Source organism: Streptomyces roseifaciens, assembly GCF_001445655.1.
Taxonomy (GTDB): domain Bacteria; phylum Actinomycetota; class Actinomycetes; order Streptomycetales; family Streptomycetaceae; genus Streptomyces; species Streptomyces aureoversilis.
The window spans coordinates 2,030,357-2,045,088 of sequence record NZ_LNBE01000004.1; the positions used below are offsets into that span (position 1 = coordinate 2,030,357).

The window sequence follows — 14,732 nt, forward strand, 5'->3', positions numbered from 1 at the left end:
TTCGCCGCCGGCGCTCCGGGCGGCACGCTCAGGACTGCGCGAGGTGGCCGGTGAGCCCGTGCCGGACCGCGTAGACCGCGAGCTGGGTGCGGTTCGCGGCACCCGTCTTGGTGCGCAGGCGGCGCAGGTACGTGTCGACCGTGTGCGGGCTCAGGCGCAGCTGGCGGGCGATGGAGGAGATGGTGTCGCCGCTGCTGAGCAGGTGGAGCACCTGCTGTTCGCGGCCGGTGAGGGCGGGTGCTTCGGCGTTCATGCGGCTCTCCCAGCGGGGTGACGGGCGCGGACGGGGGAAACGGGGGAAAGGGGTGCGGCGGGGTCAGTGCTGTCCCGTCGAGCCGCCCCAGGACGTGTCGGTCGGGCCGCCGCAGTGGGTGCAGCGCGGGGTCGTCGGCAGCTTGAGGACCGGAGGGTGCTCGCCCTCCGCGGCGGACACCGCCGCCCGCTCCTCCGCCGGGGCGGGGGCGGCGGCCGCGTCGGGCGCGAGTGCCGCGAAGGCGAGCAGCGAGGTGACGGCGGCAGTCAGCAAGGTGCGCTTCACGGCGATCTCCCAGGGGTGCAAGGGCGGTTGACCCTTGCAGGTCAGTGCGGTTTTCGGTGACAGGAAGAGACTCTCCGGTCCGTATCCTGACGGCAATGGATCACTTACCTCACCAAGTTGCATGGCAACATGAAGCAGGGGGGCGTAATGGGAGAAACCCGACAGGATGAAGCCTGTCGTGCGGAGCCGGACGCCGACGAGGCGGACCTGGCGCTGTACGCCTGGGTGCTGGAGCACCAGCGCGTCGACGTCCCGGCGGCCGCCGCCGGCCTGGGCATGGGCCCGGAGCGGACCGAGGCGGCGCTGACCCGGCTGCGCGCGGCCGGGCTGATACAGCGCACCGCCTGCGACCCGGCGTGGGAGCGCGCCGTGGCACCGGAGGCGGCCGCGGGGCCCCGGATCGCCGAGCTGGAGGCCCGCATCCGCGAGCAGCAGCTCCAGGTCGCCAGGATCCGGGCGGACGCGGAGCGCTTCGCGTCCGCGTACCGGAGCGGTGCGGGGAGCGCCGGCGGCCTGGAGGTGATCCCGACCCTGCCGGAGGTCCGCACGCTCCTCACCCGGATGTCCGGCCACTGCCGCGAAGAGGTGCTGGCCAGCCAGCCCGGCGGCGGCTCCCGGGTGCCGGAGGCGATGGAGGAGGCCCTGCTGCGGGACCGGACGCTGCTCGAACGGGGCGTGCGGCTGCGCACGTTGTACCACCACACGGCGCGGTTCCACGGCCCCAGCCAGGCCTACGTGGCGGCCGCCTCCGCCCTGGGCGGCCAGTACCGCACCAGCCACGAACTCTTCGGCCGCATCATCGTCTTCGACCGGGAGGCCGCGTTCCTGCCGACCGCCGACGGCTCCTGGGGCGCGGTCGTCATCCGCGAGCCCAACACCGTCGCCTACCTGTGCCGGCTGTTCGACCAGACGTGGGAGGCCGCCACCCCGTTCTCCAACGCCGCCGACGACGGGCTCGCCAAGGTCTCCGGCGAACTCGACCGCACCATCCTGCAGCTGCTGGCCGCGGGCCTGAAGGACGAGGCGGTCGCCCGCCGGCTGGGCATGGCGCTGCGCACCACGCGCCGCCACATCGCCGACATCATGGAGCAGCTGTCCGCCGAGAGCCGTTTCCAGGCCGGCGCGGCCGCGGCCCGGCAGGGACTGCTGGAGGACCCGGCCGCGCCGGCGGCCCCGCCCTGTGGCGCAAAGCCGTGACTTTCCCGCCCCTCTGACGCCTCGGCAGTGTTCTCGGCGCCGCCGCGGCACCCGCGTCCGCGGCAGAGGGAGGAACACCATGACGGGCCTGCCCACCCCGGGTGGACCACGCGCCGGGCGCTGCCCGCGGCGATCGGAGGCGGACGCCCGCCTGCTGTCCGAGCTGGTCCTCTTCGTCCGGATCCACCAGGCCGGACGCCCCGGGCTGCTGTGGCCGGAGCACGCCGGGCCGGACGGCTGGGACCGCCCGCCCGGCGACCTGGCCCACGCACTCGCCCAGCGGCTCGGCTGCCCCGTGGCGGCGCTGCCCGCCCCCGCGCGCCCGGCCGCGGAACCGGCTGCCGTGCCCTACGGCCTGCTGGTCCTCCAGCAGGACGGGAGCAGCGGATGGCAGCTCCTGCCCCCGGCCCGGCCCGCCGCGGTCACGGCCGCCTGCGGCGCCGGGCCGGGGCTGCGGCTGCGCGCCGGGGAGGTGCTCTACGTGCCCGGGGGGTACGCGACGCGCTCCCGGCCCTCCCGGGAATCCCGGGACATCCGGCTCGCACTGGGCCCGCACTCCGGACTCTGATGCACCGTCAGCGCGACCCGGAATCCCGGTCCCTGACGCCCGGTCCCTGACGCCCGGTACCGCCGGTCCGGAACCGTGAAGACGTGACTGTCGCGGCGCACCGGTCCGCTCCAGGATTGAGCACAGCGAGGCGGCAACCCCCCCCAGAGCCGCCTCGCACTTCATCCCACCCGGCAACAGCAGCAGAAGGAGCATTCCCATGGACCGCAACACCGCAGCCCTGGCCGACGCCCAGCCGAAGCGCACCACGCTGACCCGCAAGGCGGCGCTCTCCGTCGCCGTCGCGGCCGTCGTCGGCGGCGCGATCTTCGCCCCCAACGCCGTCGCCTCCTCCTCCGCCTCCACCTCCGGCACCCAGGTCGAGGCCTCCTGCGGCGGCTGCCCGCTCGACGTCATCTGAGCCCGACGGACGAGGAACGCCGTACGGGGCCCTCCGGCCGGTCAGGCACACCGGAGGGCCCCGGCGCCCCGCACAGGACCGTACGGAGCGCGCACCCCGCAAGAAGGAGAGAGAGCGCAAGCCATGGACTGGCTGGAACGCTGCGTCGAGGACGTGCCGGCTTTTCTGCACACCCACTGGCGGCAGGGGCCCGCGCTGATGCGCCCGGCCGACCCGCCGACGGAGGTCCTGAGCACCGCCGACCTCGACGGCCTCATCGGCGGAGGGCTGCTGCGCGTCCCGTACGCCGCGCTCTACACCGCCGTGGGACCGGTCCCCGAGGAGCAGTACTGCCCGCCCCGGCTCGTCGCGGGCCGCCGCCTCGACGGCTGCCTCGACCCCGCGCGGGTCCGGTCGCTCCTCGACGACGACCACGCCACCCTCCAGCTGCGCTACGTCCACCAGTGGCACGCCCCGGTGCGCGCCCTCACCGCCGGAATCGGCGCCCGGCTCGGCCGGCTGGCCGAGGCGTTCGTCTTCCGCTCCCACCCCGGGCACCACAGCGCGGTCCACCGGGATGACGGGGACGTCCTCGTGATCCAGCTCAGTGGCACCAAGCGCTGGCAGGTGCACGGCGGCCCCGCCGACGCCCACTGGCAGCCGGTGCCCGAGGCCGACCCCGGCCCGGTGCTGCTCGACGCCGTCGTCGAGCCCGGCCAGGTCCTCTACGTGCCGAACGGCTTCGCCCACACCGCCGAGGCCACCGGCTCCGCACCCTCCGTCCACCTCACCGTCGTTCTCCGCGAGGCCCGCACCGGCCACCTGCGCGCCGAACTCGGCTCACGGCTCGCCGCAGGGCTCGCCCTGCCCGCCCGTCCGCTCGACGACGAACAGCTCACCAGGACCGCGGCCGAGCTCCTCGGCCACTTCCGGGCGCAGCTGGCCGGCACGACGCCGGAATCCCTCGTGGACGCCGCGCGCCTGAGCGCCCACAGCAGCCGGCCCACGGCCTGAACCACCCCCGACCCGACGGAGAGCGACCCGACGTGACCGTGAACTGGCTCGAACGCTGCGTGGCGGACAGCCGGCAGTTCCTCACCACCCACTGGCGCACCGCACCCGCGGTCCTGCGCCCGCACGATCCCCCCGTCGACGTGCTCACCACCGCCGAGCTGGACGGCCTCCTCGACCACGGGCTGCTCAAGGCGCCCTACGTCAACCTCGTCCACGAGCAGGGCCAGCTCCCCGCCCACCGGTTCTGCCTCCCCCGGGTCGTCCTGGGCGAGGTGGTCGAGGACTACGCCGACGCCGCCGCGGTGCGCGCGCTGATCCGCGACGAACGGGCCACCCTCCTCCTGCGCTACGTCGACCAGTGGCACGGCGGCGTGCGCGCCCTGGCCCGGGGCGTCGGGAAGGAGCTCGGCCGCCAGGTGGAGGCGTTCTTCTTCCTCACCCCCGGCGGCACCCAGGGACGGCCCGTGCACCGCGACGACGCCGACGTCCTGGCGATCCAGATCAGCGGCGCCAAGCGCTGGCGGGTGCACGGCGGCCCCGCCGACGGGAACTGGGAGCCCAGCCGCGAGGACGGCGACCCCGGCGAGCTGCTGCTGGACACCGTGCTGCGCCCCGGCGAGGTGCTCTACGTGCCCCGGGGCTTCGCCCACCGCGCGAGCGCCGTCGGCGACAGCCCGTCCGCGCACCTGTCCCTGACCGTCCGCGAAGCGGGCACCGCCCACCTCTACGCCCTCCTCCAGGCGCTCCTCCAGGACGGGCCCGACCTCGGGGACCGCCCCCTCGGCGACGCGGACCTGGCCGGTGCCGCCGACGCCCTGCTGGCCCACTGCCGCCGCACGCTGGAGACGATCACCCCCGAGGAGCTGGTCGAGCAGGCGCGCACGGTGATGCGGTGCTCCCAGTCCGGCGCCCTCCCGTAGCCGGCGCGGGCCGGCGAGCCGTGCCGGGGGCCGTGGCCGTGCCGGGGGCCGTGGCCGTGCCGGGAGCCTTATACGGAACGAACGGACTTCTCGGCCCGTTTTCAGTGCTCCCTCAGACAGTTCTCATCTCCGGGCAGCAGAGTCGTGCCCATGACGGACAGCACCCGCCCCTACGGCGCCCAGGACCCGCAGCACTCCTCGTACCCGGAGCCCCCCGCGTACCCGCCGCAGCAGCCGGTCACCACCGCCGGCGGGGTGACCGTCTGGCCCGGTGACGGCGCGGGCAGCGGCGGCGACGGCGGCCGGCCTCCGTACGCCGGGTTCGCCGAGCCCGTCCCGCAGCCCCCGGCCCCGCGCGGCGGCCACCGCGCCCGCAAGCCCGTGGCGCTGCTCGCCGCCGTGGCCATCGTCGCCGCGGTCGTCGGCGGCGGCTCGGCCGCCCTCGTCGGCGAGCTCACCAGCCGCGCCGACCGCGTCAGCCAGTCCACGCCCGTCCAGAACGCCTCCTCCAGGAGCAACGGCGGAGTGGCCGCCGTGGCCAAGGCCGTGAGCCCGAGCATCGTCGAGATCAAGGCCTCGACCACCAGCGGCCAGTCCACCGGCTCGGGCGTGATCATCACGGGCGACGGCGAGATCGTCACCAACAACCACGTCGTCGCGGGCGCCGACACCGTGCAGGTCGTCCTCAGCGACGGCAGCACCAAGACCGCCAAGGTCGTCGGCACCGACCCCGGCAAGGACCTCGCGCTGATCAAGCTGCAGGGGGCGAGCGGGCTGAAGGCGGCCAAGCTCGGGGACTCCGGCAAGGTCGGGGTCGGCGACGAGGTCGTCGCCATCGGCTCCCCCGAAGGCCTCACCGGCACCGTCACCAGCGGCATAGTCTCCGCCCTCGACCGCGACGTGACGGTCTCCAAGGAGCAGGGCCAGGGCCAGGGGCAGGAGCGGCAGCGCCGCGGCGTCCCGCAGTGGCCCTTCGAGTTCGGCGGCAACCAGTACAACGGCGACACCGGCTCCTCCAAGACCACCTACAAGGCCATCCAGACCGACGCCTCCCTCAACCCCGGCAACTCCGGCGGCGCCCTCATCAACATGAACGGCGAGATCATCGGCATCAACTCGGCCATGTACGCCCCGAGTTCCGCCACCGGGTCCGGCGACTCCGCGGGCAGCGTCGGCCTCGGCTTCGCCATCCCCGTCGACACCGTCAAGGCGGACCTCGCCAAGCTCCGGGCGGGTGGCGGCGACAGCTGAGCGCACGGCCGTGCGAGGCTGAGAAGCGCCCTGACCCCCTGCACCCGTGAGGTAAGCCGATGAGCCCCGCCGACCACGGCGACCAGCCCGCCCGCATCCTGATCGTGGACGACGAGCCCGCCGTACGCGAGGCCCTGCGCCGCAGCCTGGCCTTCGAGGGGTACGCCACCGAGCAGGCCGTCGACGGGCTCGACGCGGTCGCCAAGGTCACCGCCTTCGACCCGGAGCTGATCGTGCTGGACGTCCTCATGCCGCGCATGGACGGCCTCACCGCCGCCCGCCGCCTGCGCGCCTCCGGCGTCACCGTGCCCATCCTCATGCTGACCGCCCGCGACACCGTGGGCGACCGCGTCACCGGCCTCGACGCCGGCGCCGACGACTACCTCGTCAAACCCTTCGAGCTGGACGAGCTGCTGGCCCGCATCCGCGCCCTGCTGCGCCGCAGCGCCTACGCGACGGCCGCCCCCGCCGCCTCCGCCACGCTCTCCTTCGCCGACCTGCGGATGAACCTCGACACCCGCGAGGTCACCCGCGGCGACCGGCCCGTCGAGCTGACCCGTACGGAATTCACGCTGCTGGAGCTCTTCCTCGCCCACCCCCGGCAGGTCCTCACCCGCGAGCAGATCCTCAAGGCCGTCTGGGGCTTCGAGTTCGAGCCGTCGTCCAACTCCCTGGACGTGTACGTGATGTACCTGCGCCGCAAGACCGAGGCCGGCGGCGAGGCGCGCCTCGTGCACACCGTCCGCGGAGTGGGCTACGTCCTCAGGGCGGACGGCGCCGAATGATCGCGAGATTCCAGCGGCTGCCGCTCCGCTCCCGGCTGGCGCTGCTGACCGCGGCCGCCGTGGCCGTGGCCGTGGCCGCCGCGGCCGTCGCGTGCTGGCTGGTCACCCGGCAGGAGCTGGAGCACCAGCGGGACACGACGCTGACGAGCGTCCGCGCCGACGACGCCACGGTCAAGACGCTGCTGCGCAACTGCGGCTCCGTCCCCACCGGCCCGTCCACCCTCTTCCGCCCCTACACCGTGCAGATCATCACCGGCGAGGGCTTCGTCTGCAGCACGATCGGCAAGTCCCCCATCACGGTGGAGCCCGGTGACCTCCTCGTCGCCCAGGGGCGGGAGGGCCGGACCCTGCACGACGCGCAGGCCCAGGACGGCACGGAAATGCGGGTCGCGACCTCGCCCGGGCCCGTGCCCGGCACCGCCGTCTCCATCGCCCAGCCCCTCAGCGAGATCGACCGGCCCCTGAACGCGCTCGCCGCCGTCCTCGCCGTCACCGCCGGCGTGGGCGTCCTCCTTGCCGCCACCGCCGGCGCATGGATCGCCCGGGCCGGACTGCGGCCCGTCGACCGGCTCACCGGCGCCGTCGAGCACATCGCCCGCACCGAGGACCTGGCCGTCCGCATCCCTGTCGAGGGCGAGGACGAGATCGCCCGCCTCTCGCGCTCCTTCAACGCCATGACCGCCGCCCTCGCCTCCTCCCGCGACCGGCAGCAGCAGCTCATCGCCGACGCCGGGCACGAGCTGCGCACCCCCCTCACCTCGCTGCGCACCAACATCGACCTGCTGGTGCGCAGCGAGGAGACCGGCCGCGAGATCCCGCCCGAGGACCGCAAGGAGCTGCTCGCCAGCGTCCGCGCGCAGATGACCGAACTCGCCGCGCTCATCGGCGACCTGCAGGAGCTCTCCCGCCCCGACGCCGACCCCGGCAGCGGCCCCGTCCAGGTGATCGCCCTGCACGAGGCGGCCGGACGAGCGGTGGAACGGGCCCGGCTGCGCGGCTCCGGACTGACCTTCCGGGTGCATCTGGAGAGCTGGTACGTGCGCGCCGAGCCGGCGGCCCTGGAGCGGGCCCTGGTCAACCTGCTCGACAACGCCGTGAAGTTCAGCCCGCCGGGCGGCGCCGTGGAGGTGGCCCTCTCGCCCACCGGCGAGCTCACCGTGCGCGACCACGGCCCGGGCATCGCCCCCGACGAACTCCCGCACGTCTTCGACCGCTTCTGGCGCTCCCCGTCCGCCCGCAGCATGCCGGGCAGCGGCCTGGGCCTGTCCATCGTCGCCCGCACCGTCCAGCAGGCGGGCGGCCAGGTGGCCCTGCGGCCGGCGGAGGGCGGCGGGACGGTCGCCTCGGTGCGGCTGCCGGGCGCGCCGGTGGCGCCGCCGACGCTGTAGGTCCCGCCGCCGTGCGCTGCGGGCCGCCGTGCTCCCCTCCTGGCACGGCTGCCGCTGCACACCCAAACACAGACCGTACGGTCTGTTCAATGGGTGGCGTGGTGATCCGGCCCTCTGTCTTCGAGTCAAAAGGCAGAGGGTTCTCCGGCCTTCAGCTTTGTGGGTGTGTTGCGCAAGGCGCAGACGAACGCGTGATTGCGTGGCCCTGCCCGTCAATACCGGTGCGGTCGCCACCATTTCCGGCGGATCCCGGACGCTCCGCCCCTGCCGGACCGACCGCGCCGTCTAGCGTGACCGGCATGTCATGCGATCCCCGCAACCGGGACGACCACGCGACCGCCGCGGCCTCCCGCCCCCGGCCGTACGACACGGTGATCCCGACCCCCAGCGGCGGCAGGTGGGTGAGCCGGAGCGACGTGGCGGCCCCCGGGCCCCGGTAGCCCGAGGTGAGCAGCTCCTCCACCAACCGCCCTGCCTCGTCGATGAGTTCGTCCAGCCCGTACGCCTCCAGGACGGTGCGGACCGTGGAATGCGCTACGGAGTGCGCTGCGCGGGCGGACCGCGGGTCGTGGGGCAGGTCGAGGGCGTACGACCAAGGGGTCTGCGGCGATACCGTGGCCATGCTGGCTCCTCTGACGAGGCGAGCAGGTGAGTGGCGCTGCTCACCACCGTACGCCGCCCGGCCAAAGGTATTTAGCGGCGTCGGCAGAACTACTTCGGTAAACACCCATGTGGGTGACGTGCGGGAGAGGCGAGAGATGCCGGTGAGGAGCAGCCCGACGGCGCGTCAACTCCGCCTCGGTGCCGAACTGCGCAAGCTGCGCGAGCGCGCAGGACTGACGTCCACCGAGGCCGGGCGCCTCCTGGGCACCAACCAGGCGCAGATCAGCAACATCGAGGCCAGCCGCTACGGAGTGAGCGCCGAGCGCCTGCGCGCCCTGGCACGCAACTACTCGTGCTCCGACGAAGCGCTGGTCGCGGCCCTGATCGAGATGGCCGGCGAGCGCAAGCGCGGCTGGTGGGAGGAGTACCGCGAGATCCTCCCGGCCGGGCTGCTGGACCTGGCCGAACTCGAGCACCACGCGGCGGCCCTGCGCGCGTCGTACGTCGCCCACCTGCCGGGGCTGCTGCAGACGGCCGAGCACTGCCGCGAGATCTTCCGCCAGGTGGTGCCGCCGCTGTCCCCGCCGGAGGTGGAGCACCGGGTCTCGCACCGCATCAAGCGGCAGGCCGTCCTCTACCGGGACGACCCCACCCCGTACACGGCGATCGTCCACGAGGCCGCCCTGCGCATGCGCTTCGGCGGCCCGCCCGTCGCGGGGCCGCAGCTGCGGCACATCCTCGCCATGAGCGAGCGCGAGCACATCAGGGTGCTGGTGATCCCCTTCGACGCCGGGGCGTTCCCCGGCTCGGGGCAGTCCACGCTGTTCGCGGTCGGCCCGGTGCCCCAGCTGGACACCGTGCACGTCGACCGCGAGCACGGCTCGGAACTGGTGGACGCGGCGGCGCAATTGGACCGCTACCGGATGGTGCTCGACCGCATGGAGTCCGTCGCCCTGGACGAGCGGAGGTCCCGGGACCTGATCCTGGACATCGTCCGCGCCCTGGAGGGCAGGTGAACGGGTGAATCTGCAGAGCCCGGCCCCTGGTGCGGGCATCCGGGGGTAAGGCTCTCGTCATGAGGCGATCGAGGAGGCGGCAGCGATGAGCAACGACCTGGGTGCCCTGCTGGGAGGGCTGCTCGGCGGCGGTGCGGGCGGCAAGGGCGGCAACCTGCTGGGCGCGCTCCTCACCTCGCTCGGCGGCGCCGGCACGCACGGCGCGGGCAGCAACCCCCTCGGCGCCCTGCTGGACACGCTCAAGGAGGGCGGCCTGGGGGAGAAGACCGACTCGTGGGTCGGCAAGGGGGCGAACCAGGAGGTCAGCGGCCCCGAGGTGGCCCAGGCCCTGCCGTACCAGGCGCTCGACCACGTGGCGCAGCAGGCGGGCGTCACCCCGGAGGAGGCGGCCGACGAGCTCGCCCGGACCCTGCCGGAGGCGGTCGACAAGCTGACCCCGGCCGGCGAGGTGCCGGAGGGGTCGCTGGAGGACCTGATCCGGCAGCAGTCCTAGGAGACGCGGACGGCCCCGGCACACGCCGGGGCCGTCCTCGGGATCACGGGATCACGGGGTTACTTGACGACCGTGATGCGGTCCGCCGCCGGCGGGGCCAGCGGGGCGCCCTTCGACGAGTGGGCCGTCAGGTACGCGTTGAAGACGTCCAGGTCGGACGCGCCGACGCGCTTGTCGGTGCCCTCCTTGAAGGCGGGGAAGCCGTCGCCGCCGCCCATCAGGAACTCGTTGCCCGCGACGCGGTAGGACTTCGCCGGGTCGACGGCGGTGCCGTTCAGCTTGACCGACGCGGCCGGGACGCGGTCGGCGCCCTTCTTCGTCAGGTCCAGGGTGTAGGTCAGGCCCTTGCTGATCTGCAGGATCTTCGGCTGAGCCTCGTTCGGGCCGCTGACCTGCTGCTGGAGCGCCGCGATGACCTGCGCGCCGGTGAGGGTCTTCGTCTGCATCATGTTCGTGAACGGCTGGACGGTGAACGCCTCGCCGTACGTCACGACGCCGTCGCCCTCGCCGCCCGACGCCTTGAAGGCGAGGTCGGAGCGGATGCCGCCGGGGTTCATGAAGGCGATCTGGGCGCCGCCCTTGTCCGCCGGGGACAGGGCCTCCAGCTGGGCGTCGGCGATGACGTCGCCGAGCGGCTTCTCGTAGGCCTCGGAGCCGCGGCCGTTGATGTCGGCGGTGATGTAGCCGACGGGCTTGTTGGCCACCGGAGCCGCCAGGGTCTTCCAGCGGTCGATGAGCTTGGTCATGTCCGCGGCCTTGGGCTGCTCGCGGTTCACGACGTGGTTCTTCGCGCTCGGGCTCTTGACCGTCGTGCGGACGATGTCCTTGGTCCGGCGGTCGTACGTCAGCGTCGTGTCGGTGAACACGCGGCCGAAGGAGGCGGCCGAGGTCACCGTGCGCGGGGCGCCCGACGGGTCGGGGATCGTGCAGGCGTAGGCCTGGTGGGTGTGGCCCGTGACCAGGGCGTCCACCTTCGGCGTGACCTTCTTCGCGATGTCCACGATCGCGCCGGAGATGCCGGCGCCCGCGCCCGGGGTGTCGCAGTCGTAGTTGTACGCGCCCGAGGCCGGCATGCCGCCCTCGTGGATGAGGGTGACGATCGACTTCACGCCCTGGCGGTCGAGCTCCTTGGCGTACTTGTTGATCGTCTCGACCTCGTCGGCGAACTTCAGGCCCTTGACGCCCTCGGCCGTGACGACGTCCGGGGTGCCCTCCAGGGTGAGGCCGATGATGCCGATCTTCACGCCCTTGTGCTTCCACACCGTGTAGGGCTTGAGGATCTGCTTGCCGGACTTCTCGTCGGTGACGTTGGCCGCCAGGTAGGGGAAGTCGGCGCCCTTGAAGGTCTTGCCCTTCTCGAAGCAGCCCTCCTTCGGGTGGCAGCCGCCCTTCTGCATGCGCAGCAGCTCGGCACGGCCCTCGTCGAACTCGTGGTTGCCGACGGAGGTGGCGTCCAGCTTGATCCTGTTGAGCGCCTCGATGGTCGGCTCGTCGTGGAAGAGGCCGGTCATCAGCGGGCTCGCGCCGACCATGTCGCCGGCCGCCGCGGTGATCGAGTACTCGTGGCCCTTGCGGGCGGAGCGCAGCGAGTTGGCGAGGTACTCGATGCCGCCGGCGGGTATGGCCTTCGTCGTGCCGTCCGGCTGGGCCTCCGTCACGGTGCCCGAGGAGCCCTGCGGCGGCTCCAGGTTGCCGTGGAGGTCGTTGAAGGAGAGCAGCTGTACGTCGACGGTGCGGCCCGTACGGCCGTAGGAGAGGGCGTCGGCCGGGGCGGCCGTGGCCAGGACACCGGCGGTGGCGGCGAGCGCGGCTGCGGTCGCGGTCAGCCGTCTCGCCAGGCGCTTGCGTGGCGGCGTCGCGTGCATGTGTTCCCCTTTATGCATGTTTGCGAGTGAGAGGTGGGTGGAATGGTCTGCGGCAGCCTAGATCAACCCGCGTAGAACGTCAGCAGGGTTGGCTGTGACGATTCGGCGTCACCCGCGTCGTAGGCTCGCACCATGAGCGACGTCACGAACAACGCGAACGGTCAGCGGTCGGTCGAGGTGCTGGAGGAACTCCCGCCCGAGGTGGCGCAGGACGTGCTGCGGCTGGTGACGGAGGCCGCGGCGGTCGACGGGCAGCCGGCCGTCTCCGAACAGGGACGGCTGCAGCTGAAGGGCCGGCGGCCGGGCGTGCGGCACGTGCTGCTCCGCACGGACGACGGGGAGCTCGTGGGCTACGGGCAGCTGGAGGACAGCGACCCCGTCGAGGCGCCCGCCGGCGAGCTCGTGGTCCACCCCTCCTTCCGGGGGCGCGGGCACGGGCGGGCGCTCGGCTCGGCGCTGCTGCACGAGTCCGGCAAGCGGCTGCGGATCTGGGCGCACGGCGGCCACCCGGCGGCGCGGCACCTGGCGCAGGTGCTCGGCCTGAGCCTCTTCCGCGAACTCCGCCAGATGCGGCGCCCCCTGCACGACCTCGGCCTCGCCGAGCCGGTGCTGCCCCCCGGGGTGACCGTCCGGACGTTCCGGCCGGGCCAGGACGACGCGGAGTGGCTCGCGGTGAACGCGGCGGCCTTCGCCCACCACCCCGAGCAGGGCTCGCTCGGCCGGCGCGACCTCGACGACCGCAAGTCCGCGGACTGGTTCGACCCCAAGGGGTTCTTCCTCGCCGAGAAGGACGGCCGCATCGTCGCCTTCCACTGGACGAAGGTCCACGCCGAGGAGGGCCTCGGCGAGGTCTACGTCCTCGGCGTGGCCCCGGGCGCCCAGGGCGGCGGCCTCGGCAAGTCCCTCACCGCCATCGGCCTCCGCCACCTGGCCGCCCAGGGCCTCCCCACGGCCATGCTCTACGTGGACGCCGACAACGCGGCCGCAGTGGCGGTCTACGAGGGCCTCGGCTTCCAGATCCACGAAACGGACTTGATGTACCGGACGGAGAGCTAGGGGGTCCCGGCGGCGCGGGCGGCTTCCAGGGCCTCGCGGAGCTCGGCGGCGCCGTCCTCGCCGAGCGGAAGCAGCCACCACATGGCATGTTCCGCGCCGCCCATCAGGTAGGGGCCGATGTGGCGCCCCCGGGCCCTGAGCCCGGTGACGGCGGCGGTCGCCGGAGTGAAGTCGATCCGCACGAGCCTCCACTCCCGCCCGACCAGCAGGGGAGCCGTCTCACCGGCCGCCCAGAGGGCGAGGGTGGTGGCAGGGTCGTACGACGCACGGGACAGCCACCGGGAGACGGCGGTCATGGGGTCGCCCCCGTTGTGCCGGTGAGAGGCGGACGGGGTGGGCTCTTCGGCGACCGGAGTTCTCATGTCAACAGAACATCGCTTGGCGCGGCCGTGGACCAGGCCGGATCCGCGGACGCCCGGGCGGACATATCGCAGGACATTTCCCAGTGGCGCAGCGGTCAGCGGGCTACCGTGAGCAGCAACGCACCGGGGAGGCGGCCATGGCGGACATGCCGGGGAATCCGTTGTTCGTACGGGCCCGAGTTGCTCAGGGGTTGCACACGCAGGAGGAGTTCGCCGAGGCGTTCGAGGGCATGGCTCGCGAGCTGGGCTTCAAGCTGGCGGTCTCGGTCCGGCGGGCCCGCCGCACGATGGTCCTGTGAAGAGACGCGACTTCGTGACCTGCTCGCTTGCCGCGGTCGGTGCGGTGAGTGTTCCGTCCTCTCCCGACGAGGTCCTCGCCCGGACCAGGGCCGATCCATTGGACCGGTTGCGGACCGTCCTGACAGGCGCCGCGGGCTGCCGGGCAGAGCTCAGCACCACCGAGGCTCTGGCGCGGGCATCTGCTTCGGCAAAGCGGCAGATTCAGCGGTGCCGCTATTCCACCGTGGCCAGGAGCCTGCCGGACCTGCAGGAGGCTCCGGAGGAGGTACGGTCCCGCCCCGTGGTCCGGGGGCTGATCGGAGAATTGCTGATGCGGGATCGAGGTGGCCGGGTGCCCGTGCTGCGGTCCCTGGCGTCGAGGGCGCAGGTGGCGGTATGAGCACGGGCCCATGCCGGGTGCTGTACCTGATCATCTGTGCGGCGGGCCCCGCCGTGGACGCCGTGCGCTTGGTGGTCGCAGCGAAGGCCCGCGGCTGGGACGTGTGCGTGATCGCCACCCCGGCCGCCGCCGACGGTGACTTCGTCGACCGGCCCGCTCTGGAGGCCGCGTCGGGCCGGCCGGTGCGGAGCGCTTGGCGCCGATCCGGAGAGGAGAAGCGCAACCCTCCGGCGGACGCCGTCGTCGTAGCGCCGATGACGATGAACACCGCCAACAAATGGGCTGCCGGTATCGCCGACACGTACGCCCTCGGCTTGGTCGCCGAGGCCGTCGGGCTGGGGTTGCCCGTGGTCGCCCTTCCCTTCTGGTCGACGGCCCTGGATTCCCACCCCGCCACGCGACGTGCCGTGGAAACGCTGCGAGGCACTGGCGTCCGAGCGCTGTACGGAGAAGGGGAATGGACGCCCCACGTACCGGGCACGGGTGATGAACGGCGCCCGTCGTATCCGTGGAACCTCGCACTGGATGCCGTGGAGGGTCTGGTGACCTGACCGCAGTTGCGGGCTGGGGGCAGGGCACGCCGGCCTGGATCGGCGGGATGGCAGCGTAGAGCACGGG

18 protein-coding genes are annotated in these 14,732 nt (G+C 73.3%); 13 read left to right on the top strand and 5 right to left on the bottom strand.

Annotated features, from left to right (window positions below):
* Window positions 1-28: 28 nt before the first annotated feature.
* Together AS857_RS26335 and AS857_RS26340 are read right to left on the bottom strand one after the other, a co-directional pair.
* Entirely contained in the window at window positions 29-253 is a 225-nt protein-coding gene (locus tag AS857_RS26335) for a response regulator transcription factor (protein ID WP_058045704.1), read from the bottom strand.
* A gap of 63 nt (window positions 254-316) precedes the next feature.
* The gene (locus tag AS857_RS26340) at window positions 317-538 is read right to left on the bottom strand and encodes a hypothetical protein (RefSeq protein WP_144440897.1); all 222 of its coding nucleotides are present in this window, start codon (window positions 536-538) and stop codon (window positions 317-319) included.
* A 147-nt stretch (window positions 539-685) separates the two neighbouring features.
* Here AS857_RS26340 and AS857_RS26345 point away from each other — a divergent pair, with 147 nt between their 5' ends.
* The 8 genes from AS857_RS26345 to AS857_RS26380 all read left to right on the top strand — a co-directional run bounded on the left by AS857_RS26345 (window position 686) and on the right by AS857_RS26380 (window position 8,040).
* Window positions 686-1,735, top strand: a complete 1,050-nt coding sequence (locus AS857_RS26345; RefSeq protein ID WP_058045706.1) for a helix-turn-helix domain-containing protein — start codon at window positions 686-688, stop codon at window positions 1,733-1,735.
* Window positions 1,736-1,814: 79 nt separating this feature from the next.
* On the top strand, window positions 1,815-2,303 hold the full coding sequence (locus tag AS857_RS26350) for a hypothetical protein (RefSeq protein WP_058045707.1): 489 nt from the start codon (window positions 1,815-1,817) through the stop codon (window positions 2,301-2,303).
* A gap of 199 nt (window positions 2,304-2,502) precedes the next feature.
* A complete protein-coding gene (locus tag AS857_RS40110; RefSeq protein ID WP_058045708.1) occupies window positions 2,503-2,703 on the top strand; it encodes a hypothetical protein in 201 nt (66 codons plus the stop codon).
* A gap of 123 nt (window positions 2,704-2,826) precedes the next feature.
* Window positions 2,827-3,696 (top strand): JmjC domain-containing protein, encoded by an 870-nt coding sequence (locus AS857_RS26360; RefSeq protein ID WP_058045709.1) that lies wholly within the window; start codon window positions 2,827-2,829, stop codon window positions 3,694-3,696.
* Window positions 3,697-3,728: 32 nt separating this feature from the next.
* On the top strand, window positions 3,729-4,616 hold the full coding sequence (locus AS857_RS26365; protein ID WP_058045710.1) for a JmjC domain-containing protein: 888 nt from the start codon (window positions 3,729-3,731) through the stop codon (window positions 4,614-4,616).
* 150 nt (window positions 4,617-4,766) lie between these two features.
* A complete protein-coding gene (locus AS857_RS26370; protein ID WP_058045711.1) occupies window positions 4,767-5,867 on the top strand; it encodes a S1C family serine protease in 1,101 nt (366 codons plus the stop codon).
* A 59-nt stretch (window positions 5,868-5,926) separates the two neighbouring features.
* Window positions 5,927-6,652, top strand: coding sequence for a response regulator transcription factor (locus tag AS857_RS26375; protein WP_058045712.1), 726 nt, complete (start codon window positions 5,927-5,929; stop codon window positions 6,650-6,652).
* A complete protein-coding gene (locus tag AS857_RS26380) occupies window positions 6,649-8,040 on the top strand; it encodes a sensor histidine kinase (RefSeq protein WP_058045713.1) in 1,392 nt (463 codons plus the stop codon). Before AS857_RS26375 ends, AS857_RS26380 begins: the two co-directional genes overlap by 4 nt.
* A gap of 151 nt (window positions 8,041-8,191) precedes the next feature.
* On the opposite strand, the gene AS857_RS26385 is transcribed toward AS857_RS26380, so the two are convergent.
* A complete protein-coding gene (locus tag AS857_RS26385; RefSeq protein ID WP_058045714.1) occupies window positions 8,192-8,662 on the bottom strand; it encodes a hypothetical protein in 471 nt (156 codons plus the stop codon).
* A gap of 136 nt (window positions 8,663-8,798) precedes the next feature.
* On the opposite strand from AS857_RS26385, the gene AS857_RS26390 reads away from it, so the two are divergent.
* Both AS857_RS26390 and AS857_RS26395 read left to right on the top strand, forming a co-directional pair.
* Window positions 8,799-9,659, top strand: a complete 861-nt coding sequence (locus AS857_RS26390) for a helix-turn-helix domain-containing protein (protein ID WP_058045715.1) — start codon at window positions 8,799-8,801, stop codon at window positions 9,657-9,659.
* 85 nt (window positions 9,660-9,744) lie between these two features.
* Window positions 9,745-10,152 (top strand): YidB family protein, encoded by a 408-nt coding sequence (locus AS857_RS26395; RefSeq protein ID WP_058045716.1) that lies wholly within the window; start codon window positions 9,745-9,747, stop codon window positions 10,150-10,152.
* A gap of 59 nt (window positions 10,153-10,211) precedes the next feature.
* Here the strand turns inward: AS857_RS26395 and AS857_RS26400 are convergent, their stop codons facing one another.
* Complete coding sequence (locus AS857_RS26400) at window positions 10,212-12,017, bottom strand: bifunctional metallophosphatase/5'-nucleotidase (RefSeq protein ID WP_058045717.1); 1,806 nt, start codon at window positions 12,015-12,017, stop codon at window positions 10,212-10,214.
* 132 nt (window positions 12,018-12,149) lie between these two features.
* On the opposite strand from AS857_RS26400, the gene mshD reads away from it, so the two are divergent.
* A complete protein-coding gene (mshD, locus tag AS857_RS26405; RefSeq protein WP_058045718.1) occupies window positions 12,150-13,073 on the top strand; it encodes a mycothiol synthase in 924 nt (307 codons plus the stop codon).
* On the opposite strand, the gene AS857_RS26410 is transcribed toward mshD, so the two are convergent.
* Window positions 13,070-13,435 carry a hypothetical protein gene (locus AS857_RS26410; protein WP_144440898.1) on the bottom strand — a complete coding sequence of 122 codons (366 nt, stop codon included), beginning with the start codon at window positions 13,433-13,435 and terminating at the stop codon, window positions 13,070-13,072. The two genes, mshD and AS857_RS26410, sit on opposite strands and share 4 nt — an antisense overlap.
* 137 nt (window positions 13,436-13,572) lie before the next feature.
* Between AS857_RS26410 and AS857_RS40115 the strand changes: the two genes are divergently transcribed.
* Window positions 13,573-13,734, top strand: a complete 162-nt coding sequence (locus AS857_RS40115) for a hypothetical protein (protein WP_160330276.1) — start codon at window positions 13,573-13,575, stop codon at window positions 13,732-13,734.
* Window positions 13,735-14,110: 376 nt separating this feature from the next.
* Window positions 14,111-14,665 carry a flavoprotein gene (locus tag AS857_RS26425; protein ID WP_058045722.1) on the top strand — a complete coding sequence of 185 codons (555 nt, stop codon included), beginning with the start codon at window positions 14,111-14,113 and terminating at the stop codon, window positions 14,663-14,665.
* The last annotated feature ends 67 nt before the right edge of the window (window positions 14,666-14,732 follow it).